The 10,260-nt window shown below is 71.8% G+C and carries 8 protein-coding genes; all 8 read right to left on the reverse strand.

Going from position 1 to position 10,260, the window contains the following annotated elements; translation table 11 throughout:
- Positions 1-594 (reverse strand): DUF2235 domain-containing protein (locus VFZ20_RS25710; RefSeq protein WP_329686824.1); only part of this gene is annotated, 594 nt, incomplete at its 3' end.
- Positions 595-817: 223 nt separating this feature from the next.
- Positions 818-3,676, reverse strand: a complete 2,859-nt coding sequence (gene ppc / locus VFZ20_RS25715; protein WP_329686825.1) for a phosphoenolpyruvate carboxylase — start codon at positions 3,674-3,676, stop codon at positions 818-820.
- A 748-nt stretch (positions 3,677-4,424) separates the two neighbouring features.
- Complete coding sequence (locus tag VFZ20_RS25720; RefSeq protein ID WP_329686826.1) at positions 4,425-4,805, reverse strand: VOC family protein; 381 nt, start codon at positions 4,803-4,805, stop codon at positions 4,425-4,427.
- Positions 4,806-5,191: 386 nt separating this feature from the next.
- Positions 5,192-5,797: a short chain dehydrogenase gene (locus tag VFZ20_RS25725; RefSeq protein ID WP_329686827.1), complete on the reverse strand. Its 606-nt coding sequence runs from the start codon at positions 5,795-5,797 to the stop codon at positions 5,192-5,194.
- A 30-nt stretch (positions 5,798-5,827) separates the two neighbouring features.
- Complete coding sequence (locus VFZ20_RS25730; RefSeq protein ID WP_329686828.1) at positions 5,828-6,622, reverse strand: SDR family NAD(P)-dependent oxidoreductase; 795 nt, start codon at positions 6,620-6,622, stop codon at positions 5,828-5,830.
- Between the two features lie 379 nt (positions 6,623-7,001).
- On the reverse strand, positions 7,002-7,898 hold the full coding sequence (locus tag VFZ20_RS25735) for a dienelactone hydrolase family protein (RefSeq protein WP_329686829.1): 897 nt from the start codon (positions 7,896-7,898) through the stop codon (positions 7,002-7,004).
- 492 nt (positions 7,899-8,390) lie between these two features.
- Complete coding sequence (locus VFZ20_RS25740; RefSeq protein WP_329686830.1) at positions 8,391-9,491, reverse strand: plastocyanin/azurin family copper-binding protein; 1,101 nt, start codon at positions 9,489-9,491, stop codon at positions 8,391-8,393.
- 78 nt (positions 9,492-9,569) lie between these two features.
- Complete coding sequence (locus VFZ20_RS25745; protein WP_329686831.1) at positions 9,570-9,956, reverse strand: hypothetical protein; 387 nt, start codon at positions 9,954-9,956, stop codon at positions 9,570-9,572.
- Between the last annotated feature and the right edge of the window lie 304 nt (positions 9,957-10,260).

A 10,260-nucleotide genomic window follows, 5' to 3' on the forward strand; every position in this document is an offset into this window, starting at 1 on the left:
CTCCACCGCGCTGCTCAGCCGAACGTCGTGAAAGCCGTAGCGGTTCCGCGTGAACATGCCGATGGGCCCGCCCGTGGGCACGCCCAGCGAGCCCACGGTGTCCCACACGCCCACGCACTTGATGTTCGTCTCGCGTGACTGGTGCGTTCTGCGGAACTCCGTCGCCAGCGGGCCGGCGGGATGGTACTTCTCGCCGCGCTTGCGGTAGAACTCGTACGCTTCCTTGATCTGCCTCGCGTCGTCCACGGGCAGGATGCCGCACTTGCGGACGAGCCCGGCCAGGCTGCGCACCGTGAACGCCCCGCGGCTGAAGCCGAAGAAGAACAGCTCGTCGCCGGGCTGGTAGGTGCGGGCCAGGAACGCGTAGCAATCGCGCACGTTCTGCGACAGGCCCTCCCCGAACGCCCCGCCAAAGACGCGGCTCCACCAGTTGCCCACGCCCACGCCCCGGTCGTAGAACACGATCTGCTCCACGCCATTGCGGTCACGGGGCGCGATGGCGTCCCGGATCTTCACGACGTTGGTGATGCTGTGGCCGCCGGACTTGTCGTCGGACTGCCAGGTGCCGTCGGCGCAAACGATGAGGCGGCGCATGGGGGGACCTCCATGAAGTGGGGTGGGGTGAAAAAGGGAGGAGAGGGAAAGAACCGCGCTCCCCTGCGGTCATGATTAAAGCGGGCGGAGTGGAGGGACAAGCATCCCGTTCAGGGAGGTGGCGGATACGAGGCGGGGCCAGCGAAGCCGCGGTCCCATTCGGTACCGTCGACTCCGCTGACCCCGGGTGCGGACTGTCGTCCTGCGCGAAGGCCGGCCGGGATCACCCCGTGCTCTGCATGGCGCCGGCGATGCCGTTGATGGAGACGAACAGCGCCTGCCGCAGCAGCTGCCCGTCCGCGGACGCGCGGGCGTCCTCGTCCAGGGCCCGCCAGCGGCGCATGAGCTCGATCTGCGTGAGGTTCAGCACGTCCGTGTACGGGTTGCGCAGCTCGATGGACTGCGCGATCACAGGGCTGTCGGCCAGCAGCGAGTCCTCGCCCGTGATGCGCAGCAGCGCGTCCTCCGCCCGCGCGTACTCGGCGGCGATGCGGTCGTGCGGCTCGGCGGGGGCGCCGCTCTCCGCCGCCAGGTCCGCGTAGTGCCGGGCGATGGGCAGCCGCGCGCGGGCCATCTCCCGCCGCGCGTCCGATACCACGGCCTTGAAGAAGGGCCAGCCCCCGCGCATCCGCCGAAGCGCATCCAGCTCCCCGCCGTCGATGGCGTCGCCCAGCCCCGCGCCCACGCCGTACCAGCCGGGGATGGTGTAGCGCGTCTGCGTCCAGCTGAACACCCAGGGGATGGCCCGCAGCCCCTCGAAGTCCAGCTCCCCCACGCCCTTGCGGCTGATGGGACGGCTGGCCAGCGGCAGCCCGGCGATGTGCGCGATGGGCGTGGCCGTGGTGTAGAACGCCCACGTCTCCGGGTCCTCGATGAGGGCGCGGTACGCGGCCATGGAGCGGTCGGCCACGCGCTGCATCAGCCGGTGCGCGTCGTCGTCCGTGGGGCCCTCGAACGCGACCTCCGCGGCCGGCTGGGCCAGGGCCACGAGCTGCGCGTGGACGATCTGCTCCAGGTGCCGCCGGGCGATGGCGGCCAGGGCGTAGCGGAACGAGATGACCTCGCCCTGCTCCGTGAAGCGGATGCCGCCGTTGTGCGCCTCGGGGGGCATGGCCAGGATGGCCTGGTTGGCCCGCCCGCCGCCGCGCCCCACGGTGCCGCCGCGCCCGTGGAACAGGCGCACGCCCACGCCGTTGCGCTTCGCCACGCGCGCGATGGCGCCCTGGGCCTTGTGCAGGGCCCAGTTGGCCATCCAGTAGCCGCCGTCCTTGTTGCTGTCGCTGTAGCCCAGCATCACCTCCTGGAACGGCGCGCCGTCCCGCGCGCGGGCCTCCAGGTGCGCGCGGTAGAGGGGATGCGTGAACATGGCCTGCAGCCGCTCCTCCGCCGCGTCCAGGTCGGCGATGGTCTCGAAGAGCGGGACCACGTCCAGGGGGCAGCGCACCTCGTCGCCCTCCATCCGCCACAGCCCCGTCTCCTTGAGCAGCAGCAGCACCTCCAGGATGTCGCTCACGGTGGACGTCATGGAGATGATGTAGCAGCCGATGCTCTCCGGCTCGCGCGCCAGCGCCTCGCGGACGACGGCCAGCGTCTCCAGCAGCTCGGCCCCCTCCTCGCCCAGGGCGGCGCCGTGGGGACGGAGGGGACGCGGCGTGCGCAGCTCGCGGACGAGCAGCGCCTGCCGCGCCTCCTCGTCCAGCCTGGTGTAGTCGGGTTCCACGCCGGCCACGCGCAGCAGGTCCGCCACGGCGGCCTCGTGCACGCGGCTGTGCTGGCGCACGTCCAGCGCGGCCATGTGAAATCCGAACGTCCGCGCCTGCACCAGCACCTCCGGCAGCAGCCCGTCGCGCGCCACGCCCTCCAGCCCGCCCGCCGTCAGCCCGTCGCGGACCAGCCGCAGGTCCGCCACGTAGTCCGCCGCGCGGTACGCCAGCGACTCGTCCCCGCCGATCAGCCGGTCCAGCGCGGCCATCATGGCGTGCAGCAGCAGGCGGTACGGCTCACCGGCGACCTGCTCGCGGCGCGCCTTCGGCAGATCGACTGCGTCCGCCAGCGCCTCGGCCCGGGTTACGAGCGCGTCGGGCACGCGGGCCTGGTTGCGCGAGACGCTCAGGAGCAGGCGCAGGTCGTTCAGGGCGCGGCGGTGCAGCTTGAGGGCGTCCTGCCGGTGCTCGGCCAGCGTCCAGCGGGTGATGGCGGCCGTGACGCCCGGGTTGCCGTCGCGGTCGCCGCCGATCCAGGAGCGGTAGCGCAGGAACGTGGGCAGCTCCGCCGGCACCGCGGCGTCGCCGAACCGGGCGCGGAGGGCGGCCCGCAGGTCGCGGTGCATCTGCGGCACCGTGCGCCAGATGCTCGTCGCCAGGAAGTACAGCCCGTGCCGCACCTCGTCCTCCACCGTCACGGCGCGGGTGCGCACCTCGTCCGTGGCCAGCAGCAGGGCGATGCCGTTGCGGATCTCGGCGATGAGCGCGTCCGCCTCGGCCGGGGTCAGCCGCGGGTCCGTCAGCCGCTCCAGGGCCGTGGAGATGTCGCCCTGGCGCAGCAGGATGGAGCGGCGCCGGGCCTCCGTGGGATGCGCCGTGAGCGTGGGCTGGATGTCGAGCTTTGCCAGGAAGCGATGCACGTCGTCCGCGCCGTGCCCCCGGGCCACGAGGTCGTGCACGGCGTCGGCGATTGACTCGGGGCGCGGATGGTCCGGCGTGGCCGTCTGCTCGCGCGCGCGGTTGATGCGCGCCACCTCCAGCTGCTCGGCCTTGTTGACGAGGTGAAAGAAGGTGGTGAACGCACGCAGCACCACGAGCAGCGTGTCCAGGTCCTGCCCGGCGATGATGCGCGCGGCCTCGTCGCGCTTCGTGGGATCGTCCTCGCGCGACGCCTCGCGGCAGAGAAGGCGCAGCTGCTCCACCAGCTCCAGCATGGGTGCGCCGTGCCGCTCGGCGACCACCTCGCCCAGCAGCCCGCCCACGAGGTTCACGTTGCGCGAGAGCGGCGCGGAGATGCCCGTGCCCTCCGCCTGGGCGGTGAGCCCGTGCGCGGACAGGAGCGCGTCCAGGTCGGGCGGATGCAGTGCGTCGTCGGTCATGTGCGGCGGATGCAGGGCGTGGGCGGACGGGCGTGCTGATGCGCATTCTCTCGCCCATGGAAAGGTCGCGCCAGGAGCGGAGATGAATTTGATCCAACTGGGAACAATATGGGCGGCCGAACGGGCGGCCGGGATCGTTCGCCGCCGGTGATGATAGCACGTCCGCCGCCGCCATCCAAGGGGATGAACGGAAAGGGCTGACCCCGTGCGCGTGGCAACGCCTCGCGCGAGCGCCCCCTCCGGGCGAGGGTCATCCTGAGCGGGTGTTGCCAAACCGGCTTTTCAACGGGGCCGAGGCAACGTCATCCTGAGTCATTCGGCGCTACGCGCACCCTGCGGGATGAAAGTCGCCGCCATCCAACCTCCCCCAGGGGTTATTGGGGGAGGTGCGAGCCCAGGCGAGCGGAGGGGGCGCTCGCGCGGGGCACGCCTCCACGCACGAGGCCAGTCCTGGCTTTCTATTCAGGGAGCGCCGCGCGTAAAACGAACGCGCGCAGGACGTTGGCGCGACCGAAGGATCTTGTGTGCGAAGCGACAAGCCGGCTCTGGTGCACGGAGGCGACTGGTCGCTGTGCGACGGTCGGTCAGGGTTCCGAATCAGGGCGTGGTGCCGATGGCGCCGCCGAACATGGGGCGCGACGGGTCGTTGATGTCGATGGCGTCCGCGGGCGCTTCGTCCGTGGCGGGCGCGAGGGTGGGGAGGGCGATGAGGTCCATGGGATTCCGTCGTCGGGAGGAGGGGTTTGCGTCATTCCGCCGGGGCCGGGCTGCACATCTGCAGGCGGTTTCCGAACGGATCGTAGAAGCTACAGAAGGTGACGTAGCCGGGAAAGACGACGGGATTGTCGCACCGCACGCCGCGGGCGCGGAGGGCGGCGCGGGTGGCGTGGCAGTCGTCCGTGTTGAGCACGACCGTGGTGCCCGTGGAGGGCGCCCAGCCGGGCTCCGCGTGGGTGACGGCCAGGTTGCCGCCCGCCGCGCCCGTGCGGAACTCGATCCATCCCGCGTCCGGCAGGTCGTACTCCGGCGCGCCGAGCCCAAGGACTTCGCCGTAGAAGTGGCGCGCCGCGTCCAGGTCCGGCACGGCGATGGACACCACGTTGATCCCGGCGAAGTGCTGGGTGGGCATCGTCGGTTTGGGGAGGTGAGGGAGGGGGAGGGCGAGATCCGGTGCGCAGGGCGGCATCCGATGCACAACGGGAGACCCGGCGCGCGGGCGAGATCGCGTGTGCAGGCGGAGTCCACGCAACCAGGAGCGAATGAATTCGCCGCTGGAAAGGCACGAAGTCCGCCTGCGCGGACTGCCCCAGCGAAGGTCGGCCGGCGTGCACCGGGGCGTCCCGCCCGCCTCGCGATGACCGGCCTTGCCGCCGGGTGGCGGCCCGTGTTGGCGGTTGAAGCCTCACGCAGTTTGTGAGGCTTTCCGCAGTTGTTGCGGCGGGTTCACCCGCTCAGGCCGGGAGCGCGCATCCGGTCACGAATGGCCGGACACGCGGCCCCGCCGACCGTCGTCCCTCAGCTGTACGTCCGCGAGTCCAGCACCTGGCCGTTGTGCGCGCCGGTCACGGCATCCACGTACGCGCGGGCCACCTCCGCCGCGGGCTGGCCGCCGGACGGGTCCTGCCCCATGGCCTGCAGCGTCTCGCTCACCCACGGCGGGCTCACGACGTTGATGCGGATGCCGCGCGGCAGGTCCAGCGCCGCCGCCCGCGCGAACCCCTCCAGCCCCGCGTTTACCAGGCTGATGGCCGCGCTGCCGGGCATAGGGGAGTGCGCCAGCACACCGCTCGTGAGCGTGACCGATCCGCCGTCGTTGAGCGAATCCGTCCCGAAGCGCGCCAGGTTCACCTGGCCCATGAGCTTGTAGCGCAGCGAGGTCTCGAAGTCCTCGTCCGTCAGCTGCTCCAGCGGCTTCCACGCGCCGCTCCCCGCGCACGAGACGATGGCGTCCAGCCGCCCCGCCTGCGCCAGCATCGAACGGATGCTCTCCGGGTCGCGCATGTCCACCCGCAGGTCGCCGCCGCTGCGCTCGGCCGTCTGCACCGTGTGCCCCGCCGCGCGCAGGGCCTCCACGACCGGCTTTCCGATCGTCCCCGTTCCCCCCACCACCAGCACGTTCATCCTCAAATCTCCGGTAAGTCGTTGTGAATGCTACAGGATGGAGCGCACCACGCCGCCGTCCACGCGCAGCGCCGCGCCGTTGGTGGCCGACGCGCGCTCGCTGCACACGTAGGCGATCATCCCCGCCACCTCGTCGGGCGTGGCAAAGCGCCGCAGCAGCGACGAGGGCCGCGCCGTGGCGAAGAACTCCTGCTCCATCTGCTCGAAGCCGATGCCGCGCTCGGCCGCCAGCTGCTCCACGAAGGTGCCCACGCCCTCCGACGCCGTGGGGCCGGGGAGCACCGTGTTGACGGTGATGCCCGTGCCGACCGTCGTCTCGGCGAGGCCGCGGGCCACGGCCACCTGCGCCGTCTTGGTCATGCCGTAGTGGATCATCTCCGCCGGGATCTGCACGGCGGACTCGCTGCTGACGAACACGATGCGGCCCCAGTCGCGCGCCCGCATCCCCGGCAGGTACGCGCGGGACAGGCGCACGCCGCTGAGGACGTTGGTCTCGAAGAAGCGCATCCAGTCGGCGTCGGAGATCTGCTCGAACGCCTGCGGGGCAAAGATGCCCACGTTGTTCACCAGGACGTCCACGTCGGGCAGGGCCTGGATGACGCGCTCGGCGCCCTGAGCCGTGCCCAGGTCCGCCGCGATGCCGCGCACGGTGGCGCCGGGAACGTAGTCCTCGATGCGGCGCGCGGCGGCGCTCACGCGCTCGTCCGTGCGGCCGTTGATCCACACCTCCGCCCCCTCGGCCGCCAGCGCGCGCGCCGCCGCGAAGCCGATCCCGGCCGTGGAGCCCGTCACCAGCGCCCGTTTTCCCCGCAGTCCCAGGTCCATCGATCGAATCCTCTTGGTCGTTTGTGGGATGCCCTCGCGGGCACCCGGCCTGAGCGGTATTCGAGTCCTGAATCCACCGGCGCGCTCCCAGCCTGAGCGGATAAATCCGCCGCTGGGAGTGCGATAAGCCCTGTCTCGCGCCGACGCGCTCCGCGAACAGGGCTTCAACCGCCAACACGGGCCGCAACCCGGCGGGGGGCGCGGTTCACCGCGGCGGAGGGCCCCCGCGCCGCCGGACCCGTGCCGGCGTGGCACCCGCCCGTGACGGACAGTCCGCGCAGGCGGACTTCGCGAAGTTCCAGCGGCGAATTCATTCGCTCCTGGATGCGCGGACTCGGCGTCCGGTTCGTGCCCGCCCCCGCGCATCCTTCGATCCCGCTCAGCGCTCCAGGTGCTGGCGGAAGAAGGCAACCGTGCGTGGCCAGGCGCCCTGCGTGGCGGCCAGGTTGGCGCCGTTCTGCCCGTCCTGCTGGCGCAGGAAGCCATGTCCCGCGCCGGGAAAGACCTGGTACGCGTAGGACTTGCCCAGCGCGCGCATGGCGCTGTCGGCCGGGGCGATGGTGGCGTTCACGCGCGCGTCGTTCTCGCCGTACAGGCCCAGCACGGGCGCGCGGATGCTGCCCAGCTGGTCCGACGCGGGTGACGTGCCGTAGTAGACCACGGACGCGCCCAGCGTGGGCGCGTGCACGGCGTGGTTGAACGACACGCTGCCGCCCCAGCAGAACCCCATGATGCCGTAGCGGGGCAGGGCGGCCGGCAGCGCCATGCCGTAGCGCGCCACGGCGTCGATGCGGCGCTGCACGTCGGCCTGGTTCACGCGCTGGATGGCGGCGCGGGCGCTGTCGGCGATGGGGGCGCCGTCCGGGCCGTTGGGCACGTTCATCCCCGTCAGGAAGTCGGGGGCGATGGCGATGAAGCCGTCCGCCGCCAGCTGGTCGGCCACGGCGCGGATCCACGTGCTCAGGCCGAAGATCTCGTGCACGACGACCACGACGGGCGCCTTGTCGCGCCGCTCCGGGTACACGACCCACGCGCGCACGCTGTCCGCGCCGCCCGCGCTCACCATCACGAACTCGCCGTGGCGCGGCGACGCATCCAGCCGCGCGCCCGCCTCCGCCGCGCCCGCGGGGAGCGAGACCTGCCGCGCGGACGTCGAGGATGCCGAGGCGGCGCCGGACGGGCCGCTGTCGTTCATCGCGGCGGACGCGCCGGACGATCCGCACGCGGCCGTGGCGGCAAGGGCGAGGAGTGCTGCGAGGCGAACGTGCGTGCGCATCAGGCGTGCTCCGGGTGTCGGTTGATCAAAGGTGTGTCTCAGGATACGGGATCGCGTCCCGTCCCGCATCCCCGTTCGCCGCACGCCCCGCGCCGGACGGCGAACACGGGGGATGCGGGCGGACGCACACCCCGTGATTCCGTCCGATCCGCGCGGCCCGCGACGGAGCGGCGATCACGATCCTCGCGGCCCGCGACGGAGCGGCAGATTGCCGGTTGCGGATCCGGATCTATGTCGCGGCGCCCCAGCCGGAGCGAATGAGTTCGCCGCTGGAAGTTCGCGAAGTCCGCCTGCGCGGACTGCCCCAGTACGGCCGGCCGACGTGCACCGGGGCTGCCTTCGATGGCCCGAACGCGGCCGGTGTGCACACGCGACGGCGCGCGGCAGGAGCCGTCGGCGCAGGCCGACATCACGCTTCCAGTGCTGTGACTTCAGTCACCGGGTGGCTGGATGCCGGCCCGCTTCCTCGATCCGCCGATCCGCCCGGGTCCCTCACCGTTCGTCGTCGAGATCTCCACCTTCGCGCGGCCGGACGGTGACGCTGCCCCTCATGAACGGGTGCGGGCCACAGTGATAGGTGTAGGTGCCGGGCTCCACGAAGTTCGCGCTCCACCGCTCGCCGGGGCGGATAGGGCCGGAGCTCCAGCTCCCGTCATCCGCCGTCACGGTGTGCACGACGGAGTCCGCGTTGATGAACTGCAGCGTCCGCGACACCGTGGGCGAGTAGCGATCGTCCATGTACGCGTACCGGTAGATGAGGACGTACGCCGCGCGCGGGCCCGCGTCGGGGTTGGGCTCCACGCCGGCCGCGGCCTCCGCGCGCGACGGATACCATCCGACAAAGGCGCCCAGCGGGATGGGCAGCGTGAGCTCCAGCCCCCAGCGCGTCCGCCCGCCGCCGCGCGTGACGCCCTGCAGCGTGCCCGAGCCCGTGTTGGTGGCAAAGAGCGACAGCGTGTTGACCGTGTACGGGATGCCGACCTGCACGCCCGCGCTCCACGCCACGTCCTCGCCGTCGTCCCTGTCCAGCAGCACGGCGGCGTCGCCCGCGAGCGCGATGGGCAGGCTGCGGGGCAGGGGACGAAAGACGGCGCCGCCCGCCAGCGCGCCGCGCGCGTCGCCGGAGCCGAACGCGTCGGAAAACACCCGCGCCGCGCCCATCACCCGCAGCGGGCCCATCCACCGCGCGGCCGTCAGCTCCCCGTCCACGCTGCCCGCGGCGCCGTTGTAGCCGGCCTGCAGCGTGACATCCGCCCGGGCGCGGCGTGCCTGCGAAACCGGCCGCCACCGCCCGAACACCTCCCACTCGCTTTCGCCGCCGGCCACCACTTGCGACTGCGGCGCGTACTGCGCGCCGACCAGCGCGTCGTGCGGCAGCCCCAGGCCCAGCTGCAGGCTGGGGACGACGAAGACGTCCAGGTTGGGCTGGTCGGTGCCGCTGAAGCGAAAGGGCGTCGTGACCTGCAGGCTTCCCGGCAGGCCGATCCAGCCGCCGGACAGCGACGGCGTGCGGTCCAGCGTGGTCTGCGCGCGCAGGGGCGTGGCGAGCGCGCAGAGCAGCGCGCACGCGGCGAGGCGAAGGGGAGTGTCCATGGAAGCCATCCGGGGCGAGGGGAAAGGCCGGCACCCGCCCGGATTCTCGCTGCAATCCACGTGCGCGGCGGTCGCGGATCAGTCCGTGTCGGCGTCCGCGGAAGACGTGGGGAGCGGACGATGGAGGATGAGGTTGCTTTCCACGATCCGCCCGCCGATCAGGTGCTCCTGGATGATGCGCTCCAGCACCTCGGGCGTACACGAGTGGTACCACGCGCCTTCCGGGTAGACGACGGCGATGGGACCCTGCCTGCAGAGCTGCAGACAGTTGGCCTTGGTGCGAAAGACGCCGCCGTCGCGGCCCAGTCCCAGCACCTTGAGGCGGCCCTTGAGGTAGTCCCATGCCTCGCGGCCTTCCTCGCGGTCGCAGCACTTGGGCTTGGCGGGGTCCGCGCAGAGAAAGATGTGCCGCTCGATGCGGTCCACACCCAGCTTGGTGGCGATCTTGGTGAGCTTCTTGGACATGCGCGCGCCTCACGCCGATCCCGTGCCAAACGGCCAACTGCATTCTCACGCAGAGGGAGCAGAGGCAGCAGAGTACCCCGGATCCTGCACCCGTCGCCTTCATCCCGTGAGGCCAAGTCCTCGCACCTCTGATGATGGATGAGGACGTCGCCGCACCGGGATGAAGTACTCTGCGACCTCTGCGGCTCTGCGTGAGAATGCAGTTGCCGTTCATGCAAAGCCCCGGCGAGCGCGACCGCCGGGGCTCTGTGCAAGTCGCCTGATCGCGCGATGAAGTACTCTGCTGCCTCTGCTCCCTCTGCGT

This window comes from Longimicrobium sp., assembly GCF_036280135.1.
Lineage (GTDB): Bacteria > Gemmatimonadota > Gemmatimonadetes > Longimicrobiales > Longimicrobiaceae > Longimicrobium.

Excerpts from the sequence above, each read along its gene's own strand:
- VFZ20_RS25730 (WP_329686828.1), bottom strand. The coding sequence starts at position 6,622 with ATGGACCTGGGACTGCGGGGAAAACGGGCGCTGGTGACGGGCTCCACG.
- VFZ20_RS25720 (WP_329686826.1), bottom strand. The coding sequence starts at position 4,805 with ATGCCCACCCAGCACTTCGCCGGGATCAACGTGGTGTCCATCGCCGTG.
- VFZ20_RS25725 (WP_329686827.1), bottom strand. The coding sequence starts at position 5,797 with ATGAACGTGCTGGTGGTGGGGGGAACGGGGACGATCGGAAAGCCGGTC.
- VFZ20_RS25745 (WP_329686831.1), bottom strand. The coding sequence starts at position 9,956 with ATGTCCAAGAAGCTCACCAAGATCGCCACCAAGCTGGGTGTGGACCGC.
- VFZ20_RS25735 (WP_329686829.1), bottom strand. The coding sequence starts at position 7,898 with ATGCGCACGCACGTTCGCCTCGCAGCACTCCTCGCCCTTGCCGCCACG.
- VFZ20_RS25740 (WP_329686830.1), bottom strand. The coding sequence starts at position 9,491 with ATGGACACTCCCCTTCGCCTCGCCGCGTGCGCGCTGCTCTGCGCGCTC.
- ppc (WP_329686825.1), bottom strand. The coding sequence starts at position 3,676 with ATGACCGACGACGCACTGCATCCGCCCGACCTGGACGCGCTCCTGTCC.